At 67.8% G+C, this 24118-nt stretch carries 19 protein-coding genes; 11 read left to right on the plus strand and 8 right to left on the minus strand.

Annotated features, from left to right (window positions below):
- Window positions 1-121 precede the first annotated feature (121 nt).
- The 3 genes from EKL94_RS09770 to EKL94_RS09780 form a co-directional block, all read right to left on the minus strand.
- The gene (locus EKL94_RS09770; protein WP_126928936.1) at window positions 122-1543 is read right to left on the minus strand and encodes an alginate export family protein; all 1422 of its coding nucleotides are present in this window, start codon (window positions 1541-1543) and stop codon (window positions 122-124) included.
- Window positions 1544-1620: 77 nt separating this feature from the next.
- Window positions 1621-2301, minus strand: coding sequence for a hydrolase (locus tag EKL94_RS09775; protein ID WP_126928937.1), 681 nt, complete (start codon window positions 2299-2301; stop codon window positions 1621-1623).
- 72 nt (window positions 2302-2373) lie between these two features.
- Window positions 2374-3240, minus strand: coding sequence for a pirin family protein (locus tag EKL94_RS09780; protein WP_126928938.1), 867 nt, complete (start codon window positions 3238-3240; stop codon window positions 2374-2376).
- Between the two features lie 150 nt (window positions 3241-3390).
- Between EKL94_RS09780 and EKL94_RS09785 the strand changes: the two genes are divergently transcribed.
- Complete coding sequence (locus tag EKL94_RS09785) at window positions 3391-4317, plus strand: LysR family transcriptional regulator (protein WP_126928939.1); 927 nt, start codon at window positions 3391-3393, stop codon at window positions 4315-4317.
- A gap of 106 nt (window positions 4318-4423) precedes the next feature.
- On the opposite strand, the gene EKL94_RS09790 is transcribed toward EKL94_RS09785, so the two are convergent.
- The 4 genes from EKL94_RS09790 to EKL94_RS09805 are packed head-to-tail and all read right to left on the minus strand — an operon-like array spanning window position 4424 to window position 11074.
- Window positions 4424-4747, minus strand: a complete 324-nt coding sequence (locus EKL94_RS09790; protein ID WP_099554015.1) for a DUF2149 domain-containing protein — start codon at window positions 4745-4747, stop codon at window positions 4424-4426.
- On the minus strand, window positions 4747-5223 hold the full coding sequence (locus EKL94_RS09795) for a MotA/TolQ/ExbB proton channel family protein (protein WP_126928940.1): 477 nt from the start codon (window positions 5221-5223) through the stop codon (window positions 4747-4749). The genes EKL94_RS09790 and EKL94_RS09795 overlap by 1 nt, the downstream gene beginning before the upstream one ends.
- Window positions 5220-9128, minus strand: a complete 3909-nt coding sequence (gene cobN / locus EKL94_RS09800) for a cobaltochelatase subunit CobN (RefSeq protein ID WP_126928941.1) — start codon at window positions 9126-9128, stop codon at window positions 5220-5222. Before cobN ends, EKL94_RS09795 begins: the two co-directional genes overlap by 4 nt.
- Before the next feature lie 2 nt (window positions 9129-9130).
- The gene (locus EKL94_RS09805) at window positions 9131-11074 is read right to left on the minus strand and encodes a TonB-dependent receptor domain-containing protein (protein ID WP_126928942.1); all 1944 of its coding nucleotides are present in this window, start codon (window positions 11072-11074) and stop codon (window positions 9131-9133) included.
- Window positions 11075-11259: 185 nt separating this feature from the next.
- On the opposite strand from EKL94_RS09805, the gene EKL94_RS09810 reads away from it, so the two are divergent.
- The 10 genes from EKL94_RS09810 (at window position 11260) to EKL94_RS09855 (ending at window position 22385) form a co-directional block, all read left to right on the plus strand.
- Window positions 11260-11763 (plus strand): RNA polymerase sigma factor, encoded by a 504-nt coding sequence (locus tag EKL94_RS09810; protein WP_126928943.1) that lies wholly within the window; start codon window positions 11260-11262, stop codon window positions 11761-11763.
- Window positions 11764-11845: 82 nt separating this feature from the next.
- A complete protein-coding gene (locus tag EKL94_RS09815) occupies window positions 11846-12802 on the plus strand; it encodes a FecR family protein (RefSeq protein ID WP_126928944.1) in 957 nt (318 codons plus the stop codon).
- Between the two features lie 182 nt (window positions 12803-12984).
- Window positions 12985-16107 carry a TonB-dependent receptor gene (locus tag EKL94_RS09820; RefSeq protein WP_126928945.1) on the plus strand — a complete coding sequence of 1041 codons (3123 nt, stop codon included), beginning with the start codon at window positions 12985-12987 and terminating at the stop codon, window positions 16105-16107.
- 53 nt (window positions 16108-16160) lie between these two features.
- Window positions 16161-16925, plus strand: coding sequence for a Slam-dependent surface lipoprotein (locus EKL94_RS09825; protein WP_126928946.1), 765 nt, complete (start codon window positions 16161-16163; stop codon window positions 16923-16925).
- 90 nt (window positions 16926-17015) lie between these two features.
- Entirely contained in the window at window positions 17016-18470 is a 1455-nt protein-coding gene (locus EKL94_RS09830; RefSeq protein ID WP_126928947.1) for a surface lipoprotein assembly modifier, read from the plus strand.
- A 136-nt stretch (window positions 18471-18606) separates the two neighbouring features.
- On the plus strand, window positions 18607-19011 hold the full coding sequence (locus EKL94_RS09835; RefSeq protein ID WP_019337750.1) for a response regulator: 405 nt from the start codon (window positions 18607-18609) through the stop codon (window positions 19009-19011).
- Between the two features lie 9 nt (window positions 19012-19020).
- Complete coding sequence (locus EKL94_RS09840) at window positions 19021-20616, plus strand: sensor histidine kinase (RefSeq protein ID WP_126928948.1); 1596 nt, start codon at window positions 19021-19023, stop codon at window positions 20614-20616.
- Between the two features lie 70 nt (window positions 20617-20686).
- Window positions 20687-21028: a type II toxin-antitoxin system prevent-host-death family antitoxin gene (locus EKL94_RS09845; RefSeq protein WP_126928949.1), complete on the plus strand. Its 342-nt coding sequence runs from the start codon at window positions 20687-20689 to the stop codon at window positions 21026-21028.
- Window positions 21029-21031: 3 nt separating this feature from the next.
- Entirely contained in the window at window positions 21032-21655 is a 624-nt protein-coding gene (locus tag EKL94_RS09850) for an ATPase (protein WP_126928950.1), read from the plus strand.
- 112 nt (window positions 21656-21767) lie between these two features.
- Window positions 21768-22385 (plus strand): hypothetical protein, encoded by a 618-nt coding sequence (locus EKL94_RS09855; protein WP_126928951.1) that lies wholly within the window; start codon window positions 21768-21770, stop codon window positions 22383-22385.
- An 84-nt stretch (window positions 22386-22469) separates the two neighbouring features.
- Here the strand turns inward: EKL94_RS09855 and proP are convergent, their stop codons facing one another.
- Complete coding sequence (gene proP / locus EKL94_RS09860) at window positions 22470-23957, minus strand: glycine betaine/L-proline transporter ProP (RefSeq protein WP_126928952.1); 1488 nt, start codon at window positions 23955-23957, stop codon at window positions 22470-22472.
- Window positions 23958-24118: the final 161 nt, after the last annotated feature.

Consider the following 24118-nt stretch of genomic DNA (forward strand, 5'->3'; position numbering starts at 1 on the left):
TTTTCTGAGCCGGGGGCCCAGGGGGGGGGGACGGGGGGGGGGGGGGGGGGGGTCAGGGGTGGAAAAGGGACAGGGGGGGGGGTGGCGGAGGCATCCGACAGGTTGCTGGAGCGCCGTGGCCTCAGTAGCGCCAGAGCGCCTCGAGGCCGATGAAATGGACGGTGTCGGCGCGCCCGGTATCCCGGATGAAGCGACCCGGCGTGAAGATCGAATAGGCCGCTTCGACGCTGAGCTGGCGGGAGATCTCGCGCCCCAGCACCAGATCCGCCTGCGTGCCGATGTAGCGGGCGCGGCTGTTGCCCGTCGGCCGCAGCAGGTTTCCGGCAACGCCATACACGCCGTCGCGCACGCTCTGCCGCCAGTAGAAGACGACTGCACTGGCCAATGACCAGCCACCGCCCAGATCCAGTTCCAGTGAGGGGTGCAGATTGATCAGGTTGCTCGGGCCGACCTGGCCGCTTTCGCCGAAGTACTTGCCCTTCGGGAACATCACGTTGAAGGTCTGCAACGCGCGATCGTCGGGGTCACGGTCGCCGCTGATGATGTTGGCCTTCAGGCCGAGCCGTGGCGTCAGCGGCAACGCGTCGAAGCGATGGCGCACATCGCTGGCGACTGACCACGCACGTACCGGCGCGCCGGCGAAACTGCCGTACTGGAAGAACCCCTCCAGGTCCCAGCTCCATCCGTTGCGACGGCCGAACCAGCGACTGCCCAGCGTATTGCGGGTTTCGGCACCTTCTCCCTGATCGTAGCGGGCGCGATCGCTGGACAGGCCCAGGTAGTAGAGATCCAGACCGGTATCGCGGTGGTTTCCGGGGTCCTGGAAGGTGGTGTACACGCCCCACACGCGCCGCTGTGGATCACCACGGTCATTGAAGGAACCCATGACATTGCGTACCGGGCGCAGCAGGAAGGCTTCGCTGCGCGAGTGCGACGTCCGCCACGCGAGCAGGCCACCGTCGAATGTGCGCAGGACATTGGGTCCATAGCGCACCGAAACCAGGCGCTCGCTGCCGTAGGCCACTACCTGCCGGCCCACGCGCAAGGTCGCACCTGCGTCGCGCGAGGGCAGCGAAAGATCGACGAAGCCCTGCAGGACCTCAGCGCCGGTATCGTCCACCGGGCCGATGGTGCTGCCGTCGCGACGGGCACGGGTCAGGTTGAGCTGAGTGAAAACCCTGGCATGCTCGTTGAGCTTCAGATCGGCATACGGCAGCGCACGATAGAGCGCACTGCCGTCGCGCTTGACAGGTGCGTGCCCGAACTCATTACTGGTGTAGTGCTCGTAGCGCGCACGCAGCTCGGCGCCGACGGTCAGGCTGCCGGATGCACCGAACGGCATCCATTTTCCTTTCTCCCACCAGGCGCCGGAACGGAAGGCCGGATCCTGCAGGTAGCGGTAGTCTTCGCTGTAGCGCCACGGATCGATGGCCGGTGGTGACGGCACGATCTCTTCCGCGCCGGCCGCAGCGGCGAACAGGGCGGCAAGCGCGCCCATCGAACGCGCCGCAATGCCTGCTGCAGGGGAACCTGGCCAACGCATGATCGCCTCCGGTGCAGGATGGAAGAAGGAAGGGCAAAGCAGGGCGGCGGCGCTGTGGCGCACCGCCCCGCATGGCGTCAGCTGCGCTGCGAATCCAGCTGTTCGTGGTTCTTCTGCACGTCCTGCGCCTTCAGGTAGCTTTCGATCAGCAGCTGGTAGTTCGGGAAGATCTTCGTGTAGACCTCGGCCCACTGCTGGGCATCGTCGCGGTTCCAGGTGCGCTGGATCTCCGAGGCCACCGCGGCGGTGTCCATCGGCACAACACCGGCCTGCACCACGCGGACCAGGGTGATTTCCTCGGCCATCTTCGAGTAGGTGCCGGACGCGTCGATGACCGCGAACACCTGGTAACCCTCGGCAACGGCGGCGATCGACGGGAAGGCCATGCACACGCTGGTGATGGTGCCGGCAATGATCAGCTGCTTGCGGCCGGTGGCCTTCACCGCGGCAACGAATTCCGGGTTGTCCCAGGCGTTGATCTCACCCTTGCGCGCCACGTACTGGGCATGCGGGGCGGCGTCGTGGATCTCCGGGATCAGCGGGCCGTTCGGGCCCTGCGGAACAGAGGCGGTGGTGATCACCGGCATCTTTGCCAGCGTGGCCATCTTGGCCAGTGCGGTGGCGTGGGCGCGCACGCTGGTGAACGGCATGTCACCGATGGTCTGGAACAGGCCGCTCTGATGGTCGATCAGCAGCATCGCGGCGTTGTCCGGATCGATCACCGGGCGGGCACCGTTGAAGTTGGCGGGGGTACTCATGGTCAGTCTCCTGGAGAAGGTGGGCGATGGCCCGGAAGATGCGGCGGGCCAGTGCCCGCCGCATTGAAACGATCAGTGCGCGATCTGGCCGAAGCGGCCGCTGTTGAAGTCGTTGACCGCCTGCGCGATCTCGGCCTGGCTGTTCATCACGAACGGGCCATAGCCCACCACCGGCTCATCGATCGGCTCACCGCTGAGCAGCAGCACGGTGGCGTCGCTGTCGGCGTCGACGAACACGTCCTCGCCGCTGCGGTCGAAGGTGACCAGTTGTGCCTCGCCGACCGGCTGGCCGCCGTTGATCCGCACCGTGCCCTTCAGCACCACCAGCGCCAGCGTGCGGCCATCGGCCACCGGCAGTTCGGCGTGCTGGCCCTGCCGCAGGCGGATGTCCCAGACATCCATCGGCGTGTGGGTACGCGCCGGACCGGCGTGGCCGTCGAAGCGACCGGCGATGACACGCACGCGGCCTGCGCCTTCAGGCAGTTCAACCGAGGGGATCTGTGCGTCGAGCAGGGTCTGGTAGCCCGGTGCACCCATCTTGTCCTGCGCCGGCAGGTTCACCCATAGCTGGACCATGTCCAGCGTGCCGCCCCGCTTGCTGAACTCCGGTGTGTGGAACTCCTCATGGAGGATGCCGGAGGCCGCGGTCATCCATTGCACGTCACCCGGGCCGATGGTGCCGCCGGCGCCGGTCGAATCGCGGTGGGCGACCTCGCCCTCATAGACGATGGTGACGGTCTCGAAACCGCGATGCGGATGCTGGCCGACGCCACGCGGCGTATCGCTGGGGGCGAAGGTGTAAGGGCCGGCATAGTCCAGCAGCAGGAACGGGCTCAGGTGCTGGCCGTGGGTGTTGTAGGAAAACATCGAGCGGGCGGGGAATCCGTCGCCCACCCAGTGCGGGCGGGGGGCGCTGTAGGTACCGGTGACACGCTTCATGGCGATCTCCTGGCCGGGGTTGCCGGCCGCTGTTCTTCGTTGCGAAGACGATATCGCCGCGACAATTGGCCCGGTAGACGCCAATATTTGCCGTCATAGTCCTATTTGGTGAACAATGGTCGCAGGCCATGGGCCGCAGGAGATCGCCCCGTGTTCATCGCAGATATCCGCCGTTGTGACCTCAACGACCTGTTCTACTTCGCCATGGTGGTCGAGCACGGCGGCTTCTCGCAGGCCGGCCGGGCGCTGGCCATGCCGAAGTCGAAACTGAGCCGGCGCATCGCGCTGCTGGAAGAACGGTTGGGCGTGCGACTGATCCAGCGCTCGACCCGGCGTTTCTCGGTCACCGAGGTCGGCCAGGACTACTACCGCCATTGCAAGGCAATGCTGGTCGAGGCGGAGGCGGCCGAAGAAGCGATTGCGATGTCACGCGCCGAGCCGCGCGGCACGATCCGCCTGGCGTGCCCGATCGCGATCCTGCATGCGCGCATCGGCACGATGCTGGCCGACTTCCTGGCCCTGCACCCGCAGGTGACGGTGCAGCTGGACGCCACCAACCGGCGCGTTGACGTGGTGGGCGAGGGTGTGGACGTGGCGATCCGCGTGCGGCCGCCGCCACTGGAGGACAGTGATCTGGTGGTACGCGTGTTGGCGCGCCGGGTCTGGTGTACGAGTGCCAGCCGGGCGCTGCTGCAGCGGCTGGGCACGCCGCAGGTGCCGGCCGACCTGGCGATGATGCCGACCGTCGATCTTGCATCGCCCAGCCAGCAGCATGTATGGGAATTCACCGGGCCGGACGACGTGCTGGCCAGCGTGCACCATCGCCCGCAGCTGGTCAGCGATGACATGATCGCGCTGCGCACCGCCGCGGTGGCCGGAGTGGGCCTGCTGATGCTGCCGCGGATGATGATCAGCGACGAATTGGCCAGTGGCGCGCTGGTGCCCGTGCTGCCGGAGTGGCAACCGAAGTACGGGATCGTGCACGCGGTGTTCCCGTCGCGACGCGGCCTGTTGCCGGCGGTGCGTGCCCTGATCGATTACCTCGCCGAACGCTTCGAGGCGCTGGAGGAACCCTAGGTCTTCCATCCACGCATGGCGTGGTGCGCCTGTTTGATCATATTCGGTAGAGTCGAGCTTGCTCGACTGCGTGGAAGCCGCGGGCCTATCCACGCATGGCGTGGATCTACTGGACCGGGGTAGCGCCCTCGGGTACGTACACCATGCGTCCATCCGGCAACCGATAGGTCACGCCGGCCTTGACCCCGCCACCCTCGCCGATCTCGCCGGTGGACTGGTAGCGGGTCAGTTCCTCACCCTGCTTGACGGTGATGCGCATGTTGGCCTGCCCGGGGTTCTCGATCACGGTCACGTCCTGGCTGGTGAATGGATTGAGCGGATTGCGCACGATCACGATCATCAGGATGCCGGTGACCACCAGGAACAGGTCGATCAGGTTCACCACCGACAGGATCGGGTCGTCGGCTTCGTCGTCATCCAGGAAGCGCATCAGTTGGCCTCCTGCAGGCGCTCGAACTGGCGCAGTTCCTGCAGCAGCCAGCGCCGGCGCACGGTCAGCACCAGATAGGTCAGGCTGGCAGCCACCAGGGCCAGGATCACCGACGAGAAGGCCACCACCATGTTCTCACCCACGCCCTGCGCGTCGCTGCGGGTCAGCGCCAGCAGCGCCGGGCCCATCGGGATCATGGTTGCCACCAGGCCCAGCATCGGCGCAGTGCGCGAGACGATGCGCAGGCCTTCCAGGCGCTTGAGGATATGCAGTTCCAGGTCGTCACTGCTGCCGCCGTGGCGGGCCTGCCAGGCCAACAGCTCGGGGCGGTGGCGGCCGCGCCGGCGCTGCAGCCCTTCCCAAAGGAAGGCGCCGAAGCTGAGGAAGGCGTAGGCCAGCGACAGCAGGATCAGCAGCAGGACCGGAGCGAGGAACAGGTGGGAGAGATCGTAGAGCGTGGATTCAAGCGCGTTCATGCGGAAGCCGTGGTGGAAGGGGAATGGGAAGGGCTGGCGCGCCGAGCGTTGCGGCGAGCCTGCAGCACGGCGCCTGCACCAAGCAGGGCCAGCAGCACGGCGAGCGCCCAGCGCGTGGCAGGCGAGTGCTGCGCCGGCGGAGGCACCCGCCGCATCACCTGGCCTTGCACTTTGGGCGCTGGGGTGGCGGCCGGTTCGACGGTGGCGGGTTGTTGGGCGGCGGTGGCGGCAGCATCGGGTGCCGGTGTGGCGGCCGCCGCGCGGCCGAGCCCATAGCCGGCATGTGCCTGCGGCGGTGCCGGTTCCGACGCTGACGAAGCCTGCAGCTGCTGCAGCCGCGCCTGCAGCTCCGCACGGGTGCGATCATCGGGTTGCCAGTAGCCGCGCGAGATCGCCTCCTGCAGGCGCTCGATCATCTGCACCTGCGCGCTGGCGTTGTGCTGCTCGAACCACTGCGCCAGACCCAGCTGCCGGCTGTCGCGCACGAAGGTGTCATGCACCGCCTGCCACTGGTCGGCGCGGACGGTGTCTGGCGCGGTCACCTGCCAGCCGAACAGGTTGTCGACGTTCTTCAGTACCTCCAACGTGCCGGCATAGCCTTCGGCCTGCATTGCACCGATCCATTGCGGGTTGAGCGTCTGCGCGCGCAGCTCATCGGCGAGGAAGCGTGCGGTGCTGCGCGTGCGCGGTGCCGGTTCGCGCAGGTCGGAGACGTACAGCGCCGGGCTGGCACCGTCGAGGTGGCGCACGGCCAGTGCCAGCCCGCCCAGATACTCGAAGGGATGGTCGGTGCTGAGCAGGCCATGGGTGTTGGAGGAGCGTGACAGCACTGCCGCCTGCACGCCGCGCAGCTGTTCGGCGAACAGGTTGCCGCCGGGCAGGGTGGTGGCCTGACCGTCACTGCCGTAGCCGTGCTGCAGGCGATCCAGGAAACCGCTGGCCAGCGCCGCATCGTCCTTGCCCGCCGTGCCGCCGCGCGCCAGCACGGCATGATTGAGGCCGCTGCCATATTCGCCCGGCGCATTGCTGAAGATGCGCAGGCGCGACAGGCGTTGCGCCTGCTCCGCAGGGACGCCGTCGCGCTGCAGGCGCTGCTGCACGTCCCGTGCATTGCCGGCAATCGGGTTGCCGGGCGAGGCCGGCATCGCCGCCAGCTGCTCGATGGCGCCAGCCAGCAGTCGCAGGAACGGATCGAACTGGTCGCGGTAGACGCTGGTGGCCTGGATCACCACATCGATGCGCGGGCGTTGTAGTTCCGCGTCGGGCACGATGTCCAGCGCGATCACCTTGCCACCACTGTCCCAGCGTGGGCGCAGGCCCAGCGCGTGCAGCACCTGTGCCTCCAGCACGCCGAGATGGCGGATGGCCTCGCTCGACCACAGGCTGATGGCGAGCTTGCGTGGCAGCTGCCCATCGTGATCATCACGATAGGCCTGCAGCAGCTGCTGCAGGGCCAGCTCGCCAGTGTCGAACGCTGCGCGGGTGGGAATGCGGTCCGGCTCGAACGCAAACAGGTTGCGGCCGCTGCGCAGTTCCGGCGTGCGGATCGGATCGCCGCCGGCGCCGGGCCGCACGAAGCCGCCAGCGAGGCCGTGCAGCAGTGATTCGATCTCCTGCGTATCGGCCAAAGCAGCATCCAGTTGCACGGCATGCTGCAGCGCTGCGCGCAGATCGGGGGTGGCGACGCTGCTGATCGGCGCACCTTCGCGCAGATGGTGCAGCAGCGTGCGATAGCCGAGGCCCTGTTGGATGTGCCGGTAGTCCACCGCAGTGGCCTCCATCGGATCCTCGCCCAGCGCTTTCAGATAGTCCGGACCCAGCTGCTGCATCACCATCAGCAGGCGGTGCTCGGGCGAGGCCGGCTGGCCGAAGGTATGCAGCCCCAGCGGCAGGTTGCGCCGTGCCAGCTCATGAAGGTGGTCATGCAGCACCGGCAGGAAGCTGTCGAAGCGCGCCTGCATGTCCACCGCGCTCCAGCCCATGTCGGCGGCGATGCCACTATCGGTGGCCAGGGTGCGCAGGCGTGCGGCGGTGGCATCACGCACTGGCCCCTGGTCCAGCTGCTGCAGTTCGTGCACCACCGCGTGCAGGTCGCGCAGTTCGTCGTACAGCCCGGACGGCGCGAACGGCGGAGTCTGGTGGCTGACCACCACCGCACGGCCACGGCGCTTGGCCTGGATCGCCTCGCCGACGTTGTCCTGGATGTACGGGTAGAACACCGGCAGCTCGCCCATCGCCAGCCACGGATAGTCGGCGGCCCACAGGCCGCGGTCCTTGCCCGGGGTCCATTCCTGCGTGCCGTGGGTGCCGAAGTGGATCAGCGCGTCGGCCTTCCACTGCTGGCGCAGGTACAGGTACGCCGCCAGGTAGTAGTGGCTCGGCACCGACGCCGTATCGTGGGTGGCCTCGCCGACGCGGCCCGCGCGTGGCGGCTGCGGCATCAGCAGCAGGTTGCCCAGGCGCAGGCGCGGCAGCACGAACACGGCCTGTCCATGCCGCTGGCGTACCGCGGGGTGGTGTGCAGGATCGCCCCACTGTGCGCGCAGCTCGTCGCGGCGCGAAGCGGGCAGGGTGGCCAGCCAGCGGCGATAGTCCGCCACCGGCAGGGTATCGGCCAACCCGGCATCGAGCAGCGCGTCCAATCGCTCCGGATGGTAGTAACCACCGAGCAGCGCCTGCAGCTGTTCGATCAGGGTCGTCTCATCCACCGGCTGCATTGAATACCCGGCCTGTACCAGCCGTGGCAGCAGCGCCTCGATGCTGCGCGGCACGTTGAGATGCGAGGCGGACAGGTTGCGTTCGCCATCCGGCGCATTCCAGAACAGCAGTGCCAGGCGCTTGTCGGCCGCGGCGGTGTGGCGCAGCGCGGCCAGCCGCTGCAGTTTGGCGGCCAGTGCATCGACCTGTTCGGGAATCGGCTGCAGGTCACCGCGCGCATTGGCCGAGACCACGATCGGATCACTGGCGCCCCAGGCTTCGGGCACGGCGACGAAGGTCGCCAGCGTGGCCATCGGGATGCCGGTGGTCGCCGCGCGCCAGTCATCCGCATCACCTTGCCGATGGTTCAGTGCCTGCAGTACCGGCACGTCCAGCACGGAAAATTCGGTGGCACGCGCGCTGCCGTTCTGCAGATGGGTCAGATTGACCAGCGCATCCACCTCGATGCCGCGCAGCGCCTGCTGCAGGCCGTCGTCGGCGGCGGCGTCGAACCAGACCCCGAACAGCGCAATCCTGCGCGCGCGTCCTGCCTCGATCAGCGCGTCCAGCACCTGGGTCTGCATGCCACTGAGCATGCTGCCGGAGATCAGCACGGCCACCTTCGTCCACGTCGCCTGATCGAGGTGCTGCCACTGCGCCTGCAGCGCCTGCGGGGTGTCCAGCCACTGGCTGCCGCCCGTGCTGTAGCCGGTGACCGGCAGCACCTGGGGCAGTGGCAGTGCGTCGGTCCCGGCACCGCTGCGCCACGCCTGCAGGTAGGCCGCCAGCGTGCGGATGTTGGCCTCGCCACCGTTGCCGTAGTAACCGGCGATCCTGCGCGCCACCTCGGCGGGCAGGTGGCCGGAGGCCGGTGCACCGCCGCCCACGCGCAGCCACGGCACCTTGCCCTTCTGCAGGGGGCCGTCGACCACCGCCATGACCTGTTCGACATCGGTCGGTCGCGGCGTATCCAGCAGTACCAGGTCGGCGCCTGCCGGCCAGTCAGCGGGCAACGTGGCCGCCGGGTCCACCACGCGCTGCTGGAAGCGCACCCCTGCGGGCGCGCCCAGCGCATCCAGGCGGGCGATCCTGCCGGGCAGCACGAAGCTGCTGCTGACCACCTCCACCCGCAGGGGTTCGGGCTCGGCACGGGCCGATGCGGCAAGCATCAGCCACCCGAGCAGCAGCCATGTCCACCCGCTGCGCATGGTCAGAAGGCCAGTTCGATGCCGGCATGCACGTAGCGGCCGGTTTCCGGGTACGGGTACAGCGCACCGGTTTCGTCCAGCCGCTTGTCGGCCAGGTTGTCGATGCCGGCCACCACGCTCACCGCCGCGGTCACGCGCCAGCGCGCGTCCAACGACCACAGCCAGTAGTCGGGCAGGGTCACCTGGCTGCTGCCGGCCACCTGCTGCTGCGGGCCGATGTACTCGCCGCGCACGGCGGCCTGCAGCGGTCCGCGCTGCCAGTTCAGCGCAGTTGCACCGCTACGGCGCGGACGCTCTGGCAGCCACTGGTCGGTCTGGCGGTCGCGTGGGTCCAGCCAGCTCCAGTTCGCCTCGAAGGACAGATGCTCGCTGATCGGCGCGGTGCCGGCCAGCTCGAGGCCACGAATGCGCGCACGGGCCACATTGGTGTAGTTGCGCAGTTCGCGGCCGCGCACGCCGCAGGCACGCACGCAGGTGGTCTGGATCAGGTCCTTCAGGTCGTTCTGGAAGGCGGTGGCCTGCAGCGACCAGCGTTGCTGCTGCCAGGCTACCGACAGTTCGGCACTGGTGTTCTGCTCCGGCTTCAACTGCGGGTTGCCGACAATGGTGAAACGCCCACCGCCGCCCACCGCGGAGTACTCCGGCGACAGCTGCTTCAGGCTCGGCGCCTTGAAGCCGCTGCCGATGCCGCCCTTGATCGTCAGTGCTTCGGTGGCGTGCCACACCGCATAGGTGCGCGGGCTGTGGTGCCAGCCGAACTCGGGATGGCGGTCGCCGCGGCTGCCGAACACCAGTGACAGTGCGTCGCTGACCTGGATCTCGTCCTGCACGAACACCGCGCTCTGGTCGGACTGCAGATGGCCGGAGCGCGCACCCGCAGCATCGTCCAGTTCCTGGCGCCGCCATTCGCCGCCGATGCTGACGCGGTGGCGTGCACCCAGTGCAACCGTCGCGCGTGCATCGACGATCTGGTCGGTCAGCTGCTGCGGCCGCGAGGCGTCGCCGCGGTCGCGACGGTTGTCGCGGTCCAGCGTGGCACGGTAGGCACTCACCCGGGTTTGCCCCCAGTCCCACTCGCCCTGGTGGCTCAACGTGGTCTGGCGGCGACGGATGTCGTCGATGGTCTCGTAGACGTAGGGTGCGGCGCCGGCCTGCAGCGCATGGCGGCGGCGTTCCTCGCTGCCCTGCAGGTGTGACAGGTCGATGCGCTGGTGCGCGTCCGGGGTCCAGGTAAGCACCGCGCGGCCGGTATTGACCCGCCGGCCCTCCTGTTCGTCCAGACGGTCGTCGATCGGGTCTCGGGTGGCGTCCTTCTGCCGGTGTTCGGCAAACACGCTCAGGCCCAGCGTGCCGGGCAACAGTGCGCCACCGGCGTAGAAGCCGGCCTGTGCGGTATTGCCGCCTCGGTCACCGCCAACCACACCGGCGTTGTAGACCAGGTTGCCCTGCCAGTCGTCGGTGGCGCGGCGGCTGATCACGTTGACCACGCCACCCAGTGCCTCCGAGCCGTACAGCGAGGACATCGGACCGCGCACCACCTCGATGCGTTCGATCGCGGCGGCAGGCAGCCAGCCCAGATCGAAATCCGAGTGGGCGATGGCATCGGCCGACGCACTGACGCGCTGGCCGTCCAGCAGCACCAGCGTATAGCCCGGATCCATGCCGCGGATGCGGATGCCGCGGCGACCGAAGCCGACCCCAGCCACCGTCACGCCCGGGCTGCCGCGTAGTGCGTCGGCCAGGTCCAGCACCGGCCGCAGCTGGATCTGCTCGCGGGTGATCACGCTGATGGAGGCGGGCGCGTCGCTGGCCAGGCGATCGGTGGCAGTGGCGGTCACCACGATCGGATCCAGCTGCGAAGGGGCGTCGGCCGCCGCTGCCAGTGCGGGCGCCAGGGCAAGGAGGATCGCGCCGGACAGTCGGCGGGCGGGGATGGAACGGGACATGGGAAGGGGTCGCTGCTAATGTGACGATATAACATAGCATTGTCTTCACGAAATCTTCATGGGCCGAAGGTCCTGCCTGTGGCGATTTCGCTGAACGGGGGTGCGGTATCGCGGCGGGACGCCTACAATTCCGGCTCGGACCGTCGCCATCACGCCCATCATTCCCCGGTCCGGCCTTGGCACCTATGTCTCCCAATGCCCTGGCGCTGGTCGAGCTGCTGATCCGCGAGCGCCGTGCGTTGTCTCGCTTCATCGCGCGCTATCTCGACCCGGCCAGTACCGAGGACACCCTGCAGAACCTGTACCTGAAGGCCAGCAGCGTGCCCGGCGATCCGCCCATCCTGGAGCCGCGCGGCTATCTGTACCGGATGGCCTACCATCACGCGCTCAACCGCAGCCAGTCCGACGCCCGCGAGCGGCGTGCGATGGCCGAGTACGCCCTCGACATGGCCGAGGCCAGCCGCGATGGCGAGGCGCAGGCGCTGGACCAGGCGCAGCTGCGCGAGATCACCCAGACCATCCTCGCGCTGCCGGCCCAGGTGCGCGAGTGCTTCGTGCTCAACCGCTACCTGGGCCTGAGCGAGCGCGAGATCGCCACCCGGCTGGGTATTTCCAAGAGCCTGGTGGGCAAGCACGTGCTGCGCGCGGCGCTGTTGATCCAGCAGCACCAGCAGGGAATACCTCGATGAGCGGCGATTGCCGTGGGCAGATCGCGCCCGCCGTTGTCACAACAGGAAGGCGCACCCGTTCGTGGTGCGGCAGGCCACAACCATGACCACGTCCGAACCCTCGCCGCGTCAGGCCAGGCAGGCGTTGCGCTGGGTGATCCAGTGCAGTGCAGGCCCGCTGCCGGAACGCCAGCAACGAGCCCTGCAGCGCTGGCTGCAGGCCGATCCGCGCCACGCGCTGGCCTGGCGCCAGCAGCAGGCCTTCTGGCAAGGGTTGGATGCCGCCGGGCCCGACGTGCTGGCCGCGATGCCCGGGTTGACGGCTGATCGCCAAGGGTTGCGCCCGATCGCACCGCGTCGGCGCCTGCCGTGGCTGCTGGCCAGTGCAGCCGCAGTGGTGCTGATGGTTGCCGCCGCGCCACACGCGCTGCTGCTGGCACGCAGTGACCTGCGCAGCAGCGATGCACCGCGCGTGGTGCAGCTGGAGGACGGCAGCACCGCCGTACTCGATGCGGGCACCGCATTGGCGGTTGAGTTCGATGGCCAGCAGCGGCACCTGCGCCTGCTGCGCGGCCAGGCCTGGTTCCAGGTGGCGCATGAGCAGCGACCGTTCCAGGTCGAGGCCGGCGGTGGCCAGATCCGTGACATCGGCACCGCCTTCAGCGTGTCGATGCAGGACACCACGGTCGTGACCCAGGTCAGTGAGGGTGTAGTGGATGTGCGCCCTGGCGATGGCAGCGTACAGCGCCTGCATGCCGGGCAGGCACGGGTGTTCCGTGACGGTCGCTGGCTGCAGCCGCTGCGGCAGGCCGATCCGGATGCCGTGGCGCCGTGGCGGCGGGGCGAGGTGGTGATCGACGATCAGCCGGCCGCGCAGGCCATCGCCGATCTGGCGCGCTACCGCCGTGCTCCGGTGTGGGTACTGGGCGGGCAGGGCACGGACGTACGGGTCAGTGGCCTGTTCCATCTGCAGCAGCCGGAGACCGCCATTGACGCGGTAGCCGCACAGGCCGGACTACGCGTGCAGCGCTTGCCCGGTGGCGCGCTGGTGGTGTGGTGAGGTGCCTGCGACGCAGCGCACGGCCCGCCAGATGAAAAAGACATGAAAAAACCGTGGGCACCCGCAGTGCCCCACTGTCTATAGAGGTATAGCCAGAGCGAAACACCGTTTCTCCTCAAGCCAGACATGCCACCGGTACCGGATGTGCCCGTGGTTCCGCCACGCTTGAGGAGTTCCCGTCCATGCCGTCCACGGCATCCGCCTGTCATCGTCGCGCCACCGCTCTGGCCCTGGCTGTTTCCACCGCATTGCTGCCGCTGGCCTGGGTGCCGGCCGTGCAGGCGCAACCGGCGATCGTCGCGCCGGTGCACCAGTACACCATTCCGGAGCAGCCACTGGCTGATGCCGTACGCGCCTTTGGCCGCCAGGCCGATGTGCAGGTGGTGTTCCGCAGCGACCTGGTGGAAGGCCGGCGCTCCAGCGCAGTGAAGGGTGAATACAGCCAGATGCAGGCGCTGCAACAGCTGTTGCGCGGCAGCGGCGTGCGTGCACAGCGCGGCATGGACGGTACCTGGAGCCTGCGGGCCGCAGCGGAGGCGGGTGAGGGCGAAGGGGTGCGGGTGACCGAAACACTGGACGTGGCCGGTCGCCTTCAGTCGGAAGGGGGTGAGGCCCGCGATCGGCGTGGCTACGACGATGTGTTCGCGCTGGACCTGACCACGGCGTATTCGGGGCGCGACCGGGTGGAGCGTTACCGTGGCTCCAATCCGGCCGACGTGGTCAAGGATCTGGTCGGCGTGTTCAGTGGCGATGCGCGCAACAGCGGCGCGCTGGACGTCAACATCCGTGGCATCCAGGGGCCCGGGCGGGTGCCGGTCAGCATCGACGGCGGCGAACAGGCGCTCACGGTCTGGCGTGGCTACAACGGCGTCAGCAACCGCAACTACATCGATCCCAACCTGATTGGTGGCATCCAGGTCATCAAGGGGCCAGGGCTGGTGCGCGATGTGCACAGCGGGATCGGTGGCGCGCTGGTGATCAAGACCATCGACGTCGATGACATCGTCGCTGCCGGCGAGCGCTTCGGCGGGGAGCTGAAGATCGAAGGCAGCAGCAATGCAGTGGCACCGCGCCTGCCGCGGTTGCACACCGGCGAGGATTACCGCACCGTGCCGGGCTTCCCGCAGGGCTCGCCGAACTCACCCTACGACGACCGCACCCTGGTGGTGCCGGTGAAGTCGCGCAGTGGCAACAATCCCTTCGATGGCGAGGACCAGGCCTGGCGCCTGGCGCTGGGCGTGCGTGGCGACAACGTCGACCTGATGGCCGCCTACGCCTGGCGCAAGCGCGGCAACTACTTCTCCGGGACCAAAGGCAGCGCCTACTACGAACAGGACCGGCGCGAGCAGTTCGAGTACCAGGGCATCGACTACATCACCACGCTGGCGCGCTACTTCAAGCCCGGCGATGAAGTGCCCAATACCTCCAGCGAACAGGAGTCCTGGCTGGTCAAGGGCAGCTGGCAGATCAACGATGACCAGCAGTTGAAGGCGACCTGGCGGCGCACGCTGTCGCACTACGGCGAGATCATGCCGTCGCGCATCCTGTCGGCCCCGGACTACGGTCGCATCCAGTGGCCGCTCAGCCGGGTCGATTCGGATGCGTGGAACCTGGAGTACCGTTTCCAGCCCGCCGGCAGTCGTTGGCTGGACCTGTACGCCAACTTGTGGCGCACGGAAACGGAAAGCGATACCTACACCGCCGGCGGCTTTCCCAACTTCGCGGTGGGTAATCCGGCATGGAATCCGGACGCCAGCCCGATCCTGCGCAACACCGCGCTGGCCAACGCGCGCAATGACCGCACCGGCCTGATCCTGAGCAACCGCTTCGCGCTGCATTCGACCCTGGACCTGACCGTGGGCGGCAACTGGCAGTACGAGAAGCTGGGGTCCCGCGATCCGTACTTCGGCACCACCGATGGCTGGCGCATGTTCCCGCGTGCCGGGCGCCGCCAGGAGGGCGAAGGCTACCTCACCCTGGAGTGGCGGCCGGTCGACTTCCTCACCCTCAATGCAGGCGTTCGCTACAGCCGCTACTGGACCTTCGACGATTTCCTCGAGGCGCACCCCGAGCTGCTGACCAAGGGCGTAGGTGGCAAGGAAGCGCAGTACACCGTGAACGAACTGCCGCCCCGTCCGGCCAATCTGCAGGCCCGCATCGACGCGTTGGAAGCACGCCGCGCCGTATGGGAAAAGCGCGGCATGGGCTGGTTCATCGACGACAGCATCCGTGCGTTGCTGGCACCGTACGAGACGCCGCGTCCGGTCCGGTACACGCGGCCCTGGCTGCCCGATGCCGATGGCAACTACACCCGTGCCGGCAATCCCTGCCTCAATGGCGAAGTGGCGGCCATTCCCGGCGTGCAGCCGGTGTTCGCCGGCAGCGACCAGGTCTGCAACATCGGCAACAGCGTACAGTCGCAGCCGGTCGATGGTCGCAACAGCCGCCGCCGCGACCATGCCTGGCTGCCGACCTTCTCGGCCACCGCACACCTGTCCCCGGCCGCCCGTGCCTACGTGCGTTACAGCGAAGCGGTGCGCTTCCCGAGCATGTTCGAAAGCACCATCGCCTTCTCCGGCAGCCTCAATCCGCTGCATGCGCTCAAGCCCGAGCACGCCTACAACTACGAGGTGGGCTACGTGCACAACCTGTCGGCCCTGTTCGGCAACACCGCCGATGCCGACGTCAAGCTGGCGTACTACGTGCACAAGACCCGTGACGTGATCGAACGCGATGGCAACTTCCTGTTCGACAACATCGACAAGCAGACCATCCGTGGTATCGAACTGCAGGCGCGCTTCGACAACCGGCGCTTCTTCACCGATCTGGGCATCACCCGCACGCTGGAAAACGAGGTGTGTGACGAGAGCACGGCGGTGCTCCTGGACGCGAACCGCGGCCTGGTCCCGAACTGCGTGCAGGATGGTTTCGTCGGTGGCTACCTGCTGACCCAGGCCATTCCCAAGCTGTCGATCAACTGGTCGCTGGGCACGCGCCTGTTCGATGAGCGCCTGGAGCTGGGCAGCCGCATCGTGCACTACCAGCGCCACGAGAATCCTGACCTGCAGGCCTACCGTGATCGCCTGCTGAGCGGTGGCAGCGGCCTGCTCTGGCAGAACGTGCCGTTCACCTGGGGAAACATCACCACCGTCGATGCCTATGCGCGCTGGCGCTTCAACGAGCATGCCAGCGTCGAACTGGTCGGCAGCAACCTCGGCAACCGCTACTACGTCGATCCAGCCACGCGGTCCACGCTGCCGGCCCCGGGGCGCACCCTGAAGCTCGGCGTCACCGCGCGCTTCTGATCTCCCACCTTCAAGCGTTGTACCCGTAGTTCCCTCAACCAAGGAGCAATACCATGAAAATGATCTCCCGTTCGGTGCTCGCCGTTGCCGCCTCGCTGGCTCTGGTCGGTGCCGCGCATGCTGCCGATATCGTCGGTGCCGCCAGTGCCAAGACCGATGCCGAGCTGTACGTGGCGGTTGGCGAATCGCAGGTCAATGGCGGCCCGCACCGCGCTGGCAAGGCCGGCATCGGTGTCGGCACCGTGTCCCAGGCCAAGCCGGTGGACTTCCAGGGCCTGAGCGCCTACTCGGCACCGACCACCGTCAATGGCGTGACGGTACGTACCCTGGCCATGCCGATCACCGGCGCACCGGGCAGCCACGCCGGCATGGGCCACTTCAACTTCGTCAAGGTCGGCAGTGGTGATGTCTGGTTCGGCGAATGGTCCAAGGATGGCGCCGCCGGTGGCTTCAACAACCGCCAGGTCTACTTCGTTGGTGACCGCGCCGGCACCACGCTGCCCGCCGGCGTGGCGTCCTACACCGTGGCCGGCCTGAACAAGTTCAACGGCAGCAACCTGCTGAGCGGCACCTTCGACGCCGACTTCGGCGCCGGCACCCTGGACGGTGCGCTGTCCGGCAATGGCCTGACCCTGGCCATCGTTGCCAACATCAACAGTGCCGATGCATCGTTCGCCGGTTCGGCCAACGCCAATGGCAGCGTCAACGGCACCACCCAGGGCCAGTTCTTCGGCGCCAACGCCGCCACCCTGGCCGGCATCGCCACCTTCGCCGGCAACAGCCAGTACGACACCGCCTTCGGCGGCAGCAAGAACTGATTGCCACGCCCCTGACGGGGCAGGGCAGGGACAAGCCGCGATCCGCCAGTCCCTGCTTCGGCCCGCTGCATGCATCACCACGGATCGACCATGCGCCATCCCATCTTCCTTGTGATCCTGTTGCTGGCGGCTGCCGATGTGCGCGCCCAGCAGGATGATCTTCGTCGTGTGCTGGAGCAGGGCAGCGAACTGCGCCACCAGCAGCAGGACCAGCAGCGCCTGCAGCAGGCCGAGTCGGCGCGACCGACCATCACCATCGACGGCCAGACCCTGCGCGTGGAACGCACGGTCGACGATCTGGGCCAGGCGCTGTACCTGTCGCTGCAGCATCAGCAATGGGGCGCAGCGCAGCGCTTCCTGGACGAATACATCGAGCTGCCTGGCCACGACCCGTTGCTGCGCCACTACGCGCAGGGCGGCCTGGCGCGGGTGGCCGGCAATCACCACCGCGCGGCCAACGAGTACGAAGCACTGCTGGCGGCGCAGCCGGATTTCCTGCCGGCCCGCCTTGAGCTTGCACGTGTCTATGCCGAGGACCAGCGCGACCGCGATGCGGAGGCGTTGTTCACGGCCATCGCCGGTGGCATCAATGCCGACGACCCCGCCACCGCAGGTGTGCGCGGGCGGGTGGACGCCTACCTGGCTGCGCTGCAGGCGCGCAAGCGCTGGAAAGGAGCGCTGGCAGCCGGCCCGGCATGGAGCGACAACATCAACCGCAGCTCGGCCAGCCGCACCTGCCTGTTCGGGGTGGGCGACACCTGCATCATCCAGCGCAATCTTCCCGATGCCCAGCGCGCCATGGGCCTGGACTACGACGGCAACCTGGAACGTCGCTGGGCACTGGCCGGTCACCACGGCGTCTATGTGCGCGGGCTCGCGTTCGGCCAGGCATGGCGCGGGCACAGCGCCTACAACGAGCTCAATGCGAGCGTGCAGGCGGGCTATAGCTGGCGCAGCGCACGGCATACCCTGCAGATCGCGCCGAGCTATGACTACCAGGGCCTGGGCAACCGGGCCCTGCAGGGCGGCAGCGGGCTGCATGGCGAATGGCAATATGCGTTGGACGCGCGCAGCCTGCTCAAGCTCGAGGCCGACTGGAAGCGCCAGCGCTATCGCCAGCGCGGCCTGGCCAGCAATTACGATGGTGAACTGGCCGCGGTGTATGCCACCTGGTTCCGTGCGCTCAACCCGCGCTGGACCCTCTTTGCCGGGCTGGACCTGAGTGACAGCCGCGCCGCCAATCCGGCCAACGGTTATCGCCAGCGTGGCCTGCGCCTGGGGGCGGCACGCCAGTGGACGGGTACCACCGCCACCGTGTTCGTGTCGTTGCGCGAGCGCGACTACGACGCGTGGAGCCCGCTGCTGGAGGCGCGGCGTGAGGACAGCGAACAGAACCTGATCGCCGTCGTCCGCAGCGAGCGCCTGGCGGTGGCCGGGCTGGTGCCCAGCCTGAGCCTGCGCTACGCGCGCATCGACAGCAACGTCGGCTGGCTGTACAGCCACGACCGCAGCCTGCTCAGCCTGAAATGGGAGCGGGCCTTCTGAACGCGCCGCTGCAACGCGGTGGTGAACGTGCCGTGGCCGCGATCTTCATCCATCATCACGCGCTCTTGTAGCCCGGTTCGCGCATCCTGCGGGCGTTGCGGCAGAGGTGGGCCGCGTGTATCGAGGAGCGCCGGTCGTGCTGGAAGCGGGCAACAAACCAGAGGGCCTGAAAGGGCTGCGTGTACTGGTGGCGGAGGATGAATTCGCCATCGCGATGTTCCTGGTCGACTATCTGGAGCTGAAAGGCGCACAGGTGGTGGGGCCTGCCGGTGACCTGCAGGCGCTGGGGCAGTTGGTCGATACCCATCCCATCGATGTGGCATTGCTGGACATCAACCTGGGCGGTGAGCAGGTCTATCCGCTGGCCGATCGGCTGGCCGAGGCGGGTACGCCCTTCCTGCTGACCTCCGGTTACGACGACAACCTGCCCAGCCGCTTCGCCAGCGCGCCGCGCTGCACCAAGCCTTATCACATCGAAACCCTGGTGCAGCAGCTGGCCGGGCTGGTGGCGGCGCCGCAGGTCTCTGCGGGCATCGCCTGATTGCGCGGCATGTCGCGCCGTCCTGAAGGCATCCACGCCGCCAAGCTGCGTGGCGCGATGCCACCTGCGCCGCGCCTGCATGCGCGCCACGATGGCATGGCCGCGCGCATCGCCCGCCACGACTGGTCATCCACGCCATTGGGTGCCTGCGAGCAGTGGCCGCCCCACCTGCGCGCCACCGTCGACCTGATGCTGGCCCATGGCTTCCCGATGATCGTGCTGTGGGGCGAGCAGCTGGTGCAGCTCTACAACGATGGCTATGCCGAGATCCTGGCCGACAAGCATCCCGGTGGACTCGGCCAGCCGACCCGCGAGTGCTGGCCCGAGGTCTGGCACATCAACGGCCCGCTCTACACCCGTGTCTGGCAGGGCGAGACGCTCACCTTCGAGGACAAGCTGTACCCGCTGGTCCGCCGGGGGCGTCTGGAGGACATCTGGTTCACCATCACCTACAGCCCGATCCGCGGCGAGGAAGGGCGCATCAACGGCGTGCTGGTGACGATGTTCGAGACCACCGCCGCGCATCTGGCGCTGGCCGCGCGCGAGCGCGAGGAACTACGGCGGCGCGAGAGCGAGCGACGCCTCGAGCTGGCCTTCAGGATGCTGCCGGTGGGCCTGTGCATCGTCGATCTGCAGGGCCGCATGCTGCTGTCCAACGACCAGATGCGTGCCTACTTGCCCAGCGGCAAGGTACCTTCCACCGATGAGGCCAACCTGCATCGCTGGCGCGGCTGGCATGCGGACGGCAGCGCCATCGGGCCGGAGGATTTCGCCATCGCCCGTGCGATGCGCGGCGAGACCGTGGTGCCGGGGCTGGAGTTCCAGTACCTGCATGATGATGGCCGCGCGCGCTGGACCCGGGTCGCGGCCGCGCCCCTGCGCGATGGTGACGGTGAGGTCAGCGGGGTATTCGCCATCGCCGTGGACATCGACGATCTCAAGCGTGCCACCGAGCGCCAGTCTGTGTTGCTGGCCGAACTGCAGCACCGGGTGCGCAACATCATGTCGACCATCCATGCCATTGCCTGGCGGACCCGCGAGTCGGTCAGCAGCGTGGATGAATACGCTGAACGGTTGTGCGGGCGACTGATGTCGCTGGCACGCACGCAGAGCCTGCTGACCCGAGGCGCCAATGCCGGGGTCTGCCTGCGTGGCATGCTCGACGAGGAGATCGCGGCGCAGACGCCGGCAGCGGCCGCCTACCGCCTGCAGGGCGAAGACGTGCTGCTGCCGCCGAAGGCGGCCGAAGTGCTTTCCCTCGCGATCCACGAGCTGGCGACCAATGCCCTGCGGCATGGCGCACTGACCCATGAGGATGGCAGGATCGAGGTGACCTGGGATCTGCAGGTTCAGGCCGGCCAGCCATGGCTGGGCCTGCACTGGTGCGAGCGCCATGCCGAGGTGGAGGACTGGGAGCTGCCCCGGCAGCGTGGCCTTGGCCGGGCGCTGATCGAGCAGCGCGTGCCCTACGAGCTGGCCGGCAGCGGCGAGCTGCGCTTTGGCCCGCAAGGCCTGGATGCCTGGATCCGCTTCCCGCTGCGCGAGCGCGACAGCCTGCTGCAGACCGACGCCCCGGGCGCGACGGCGGACGGTTCCGGCAGGTAAAGGTCCATTTATCCCCAATTGGGCCAAATTGGGCATAATGGCCTCAACTGTCCCCGTCTGGAGCCGTGCCATGACCCTGCCGCTGGATCTGCCTGGCCTCGAAAAGGCCCCCGCGTCGTCGGTGAAGACCCGTGGCTGGCCGAGCCTGATGCGCACCGTGCGCGAGAAGCAGGCGTTGGTCATCACCAACCACAACCACCCCGAAGCGGTGATCGTGGACATCCGCACCTACCAGGAACTGCTGGCCAAGGCCGCTGGCGGCGATGCCGGTGAGCGCAGCGAAGAACTGCTGCGCCTGCGCGGTGAGTTTGACCAGACCCTGGCCAGCCTGCAGCGCGGGGAGGGGCTGGGCAAGGTGCTGGGCCGGCCGATCCGCCGTGGTCGCAAGGTCACCCTCGGCCGTCCGCTCTGACCGATGGGGCGGATCCTGGTGCTGGCCGGCGTGAATGGCGCCGGCAAGAGTTCGCTGCTGGGCACCTGGCTGGAAGCCGAAGGGCTGGGCTGGTTCAACCCCGATTCGTTCACCCGCCGCCTGGTGGAGGCAGGCTGGCCGCTGCCCGACGCCAATGCCGAGGCCTGGCAGGAAGGCACCCGCCGCCTGCGCCAGGCCATGGCCGACGGCACGGACTTCGCCTTCGAGACCACACTGGGCGGCAACACCATTCCAGGCCTGCTGCGCGAGGCCTGTGAGCAGCATCATGTGGCGGTATGGTTCTGCGGCCTGGCCAGCGTCGAGCTGCACATCGCCCGCGTCGCTGCGCGGGTAGCGGCCGGTGGCCATGACATTCCGGTGGAGAAGATCCACGCCCGCTTCGATTCGGCGCGCGAGAACCTGCTGGACCTGCTGCCGCACCTGGCCGAGCTGCATGTCTACGACAACAGCGCGCCGGCCGACGCCGGCGGCTGCGTCGAGCCGCTGCCGGTGTTGGCGATGGCGCATGGCCAGCTGCAGTACCCGGTGTCGGTGGCCGAACTGCTGCATACGCCGGACTGGGCCAAGCCCATCGTAATGCGTGCGATGGAGTTGGATACCCCGTAGTAGATCCACGCCATGCGTGGATACCTTTCACACATCGCGCGAAACCGCGCCGTGCACGACTGGGCGTCACCGGAGCTGCGGTTAGACTGACCGCACACTCAAGGAGGATGACATGCACGGACCCGCGATATTCCGCTCCACTTCGATCTGCCTGGTGCTTGCTGCGCTGGCGCTGTCCAGCCTGACGGCGATGGCCGCGCCGGTCGCGTCCAAGCGGGTGGCGCCGCCGCCAAGCCTGGTACAGGCCTATCGGGCCGCCGAAGCCAACCTGCGGCTGATTCCCGGCGACGACATTGAATCCGATTTCCGTCCGGTGTGGACCGCTGTTGCCGACCTCGATGGCAATGGCCGTGCCGAGGTCGTGTACTTCTACACGTCCACCTACACCGGCGGCAGCTTCGCGCAGCGCAATGTGGTGGCGGTGATGACGGCGCTGACGGCAAACGATCCGCGCGGCCAGGAGAACCCGAACAGCCTGTCGCCGGTGGAAGCAGAGGACTATGCCGCCATCCGCCAGTATGGCTATGGTGACGACGCGGTTGAACAGATTCCAGGCGCCATCCGTGCCATTCGCATCCAGGGTGATCGCATCATTGTCGATTTCACCGTCAGTGCCGGTGCGACGGTCTGCGAATGGAAGAGCCCGAACCGCCACGTCTGTCCGCCGGACGGAAACTACACTTGGACGCTGCGTTGGACGCCGGGGAAGCTGGCCCGCATCAAGACGTAGCGCCAGGCAGCGCCGGGCGTATCCACCCGGCGCCACTGGCCCCGTAGATCCACGCTATGCGTGGATCGCGTTTCGCGCCCGGCCTCAGGCCGGCTTCACCTGCTCGGGCTCCGCAACGTCCGGCAGCGGCGGCAGGCTCGGGTCCACCGTGACCGGCACATCGCTCTTCAACAACGCCGCAGCTTCCCTGTCGCTGGCGACCGCCGGCGGTGAACCACGCAGCGGCAGGCCGGCGGTTTCCTTCACGAACAGCATGGTCACCAGGCCGATCACCGCCGCGCCCATCAGGTAATAGGCCGGCACCAGCGGGTCGCCGGTACGTTCCACCAGCCACGCGGTCACCAGTGGCGTGGTGCCACCGAACAGCGACACCGAGACGTTGAAGGCGATCGACAGCGCGCTGTAGCGTACCGGGGTGTAGAACAGTGCCGGCAGCGTGGACGGCATCGAGCTGGTGAAGCACACCAGTGCCAGTCCCAGCAGCATCAGGCCGAGGAAGATCAGCCAGTCGTTGCCGCTGCCGATCAGCAGCAGGCAGGGCACGGCCAGCACCAGCAGCGCGATGCAGGCACCGATGATCATCGGGCGGCGGCCAAGCTTGTCACTGAACAATCCGCCGACGATGTTCAGCGGCATCATCACCAGCATCACGATGATGATCAGCAGCAGGCCCTTGCTCTCGGCGTAGTTCATGGTGACGCTGAGGTAGCTGGGCATGTAGGTCAGCAGCATGTAGTCGGTGACGTTGAACACCAGCACCAGGCCCATGCACACCAGCAGCTGGCGGCCATGTACCTGGAACAGCGCGCCCAGCCCCGGACGATCGTGCTCGCGCTTCTCGGCTTCTTCGGCGAAGGCGCGGAATGCCGGTGTTTCCTCCAGCTTCATGCGCATGTACAGGCCGAGCAGGCCGAGTGGGCCGGCCACCAGGAACGGAATGCGCCAGCCCCAGTCCAGCATCTGCTCGCTGCTCAGCAGCATGTGCAGCGCGGTCACGGTACCGGCGCCTGCGATGTAGCCGCCCAGCGTGCCGAACTCCAGCCAGCTGCCCATCAACCCACGGTTGCGGTCGGTGGAATACTCGGCGATGAAGGTTGCCGCACCGCCATACTCGCCGCCGGTGGAGAAGCCCTGTACCACGCGCGCCAGCAGCAACAGTACCGGCGCCCAGATGCCGATGCGCTCATAGGAGGGAATCAGGCCGATCGCAAACGTGCCCAGCGCCATCAGGATCATGGTGAACGCCAGTACTTTCTGGCGCCCATAACGGTCGCCGAGCGGGCCGAACACCAGGCCGCCGAGCGGACGCACCAGGAATGCCACGGTAAAGGTGGCGAAGGCGGCGATCACCTGTGCGGTAGGGTTGCTGGACGGGAAGAACACCTGGCCGATGGTGACGGCGAGATAGCCATAGACACCGAAGTCGAACCACTCCATGGCATTGCCGAGTGCGGCGGCGCCGACGGCGCGCTTGAGCATGGGCTTGTCGACGACGGTGATCTCATCGACCTTCAGGTGGCGGCGGCGTTTGAACCAGCCGAAATGGGCATGTGCCTCGGGCGTGTCCTGCATGGGGGCTCCCTTGTAGGTATGGAATAGGGGAATGGGTGGTGTGGTGTGTCCCGGAAATCGGAAACGGCGATGCGGGCGCAAGTGGCGCGGAGGCATCGATGGGTGGCGTGGGGGCCGGGGAATGTGTGCAGGCGCAACGCCACGCGCACGGCAAAGCACCG

It is taken from the genome of Stenotrophomonas maltophilia (assembly GCF_003970865.1).
GTDB lineage: Bacteria > Pseudomonadota > Gammaproteobacteria > Xanthomonadales > Xanthomonadaceae > Stenotrophomonas > Stenotrophomonas maltophilia_AR.

Excerpts from the sequence above, each read along its gene's own strand:
- EKL94_RS09775 (WP_126928937.1), bottom strand. The coding sequence starts at position 2,301 with ATGAGTACCCCCGCCAACTTCAACGGTGCCCGCCCGGTGATCGATCCG.
- EKL94_RS09815 (WP_126928944.1), top strand. The coding sequence starts at position 11,846 with ATGACCACGTCCGAACCCTCGCCGCGTCAGGCCAGGCAGGCGTTGCGC.
- cobN (WP_126928941.1), bottom strand. The coding sequence starts at position 9,128 with ATGCGCAGCGGGTGGACATGGCTGCTGCTCGGGTGGCTGATGCTTGCC.
- EKL94_RS09805 (WP_126928942.1), bottom strand. The coding sequence starts at position 11,074 with ATGTCCCGTTCCATCCCCGCCCGCCGACTGTCCGGCGCGATCCTCCTT.
- EKL94_RS09825 (WP_126928946.1), top strand. The coding sequence starts at position 16,161 with ATGAAAATGATCTCCCGTTCGGTGCTCGCCGTTGCCGCCTCGCTGGCT.
- EKL94_RS09845 (WP_126928949.1), top strand. The coding sequence starts at position 20,687 with ATGACCCTGCCGCTGGATCTGCCTGGCCTCGAAAAGGCCCCCGCGTCG.
- EKL94_RS09830 (WP_126928947.1), top strand. The coding sequence starts at position 17,016 with ATGCGCCATCCCATCTTCCTTGTGATCCTGTTGCTGGCGGCTGCCGAT.
- EKL94_RS09790 (WP_099554015.1), bottom strand. The coding sequence starts at position 4,747 with ATGCGCTTCCTGGATGACGACGAAGCCGACGACCCGATCCTGTCGGTG.
- EKL94_RS09840 (WP_126928948.1), top strand. The coding sequence starts at position 19,021 with ATGTCGCGCCGTCCTGAAGGCATCCACGCCGCCAAGCTGCGTGGCGCG.
- EKL94_RS09810 (WP_126928943.1), top strand. The coding sequence starts at position 11,260 with ATGTCTCCCAATGCCCTGGCGCTGGTCGAGCTGCTGATCCGCGAGCGC.
- EKL94_RS09850 (WP_126928950.1), top strand. The coding sequence starts at position 21,032 with ATGGGGCGGATCCTGGTGCTGGCCGGCGTGAATGGCGCCGGCAAGAGT.
- EKL94_RS09770 (WP_126928936.1), bottom strand. The coding sequence starts at position 1,543 with ATGCGTTGGCCAGGTTCCCCTGCAGCAGGCATTGCGGCGCGTTCGATG.
- proP (WP_126928952.1), bottom strand. The coding sequence starts at position 23,957 with ATGCAGGACACGCCCGAGGCACATGCCCATTTCGGCTGGTTCAAACGC.
- EKL94_RS09855 (WP_126928951.1), top strand. The coding sequence starts at position 21,768 with ATGCACGGACCCGCGATATTCCGCTCCACTTCGATCTGCCTGGTGCTT.
- EKL94_RS09780 (WP_126928938.1), bottom strand. The coding sequence starts at position 3,240 with ATGAAGCGTGTCACCGGTACCTACAGCGCCCCCCGCCCGCACTGGGTG.
- EKL94_RS09820 (WP_126928945.1), top strand. The coding sequence starts at position 12,985 with ATGCCGTCCACGGCATCCGCCTGTCATCGTCGCGCCACCGCTCTGGCC.
- EKL94_RS09795 (WP_126928940.1), bottom strand. The coding sequence starts at position 5,223 with ATGAACGCGCTTGAATCCACGCTCTACGATCTCTCCCACCTGTTCCTC.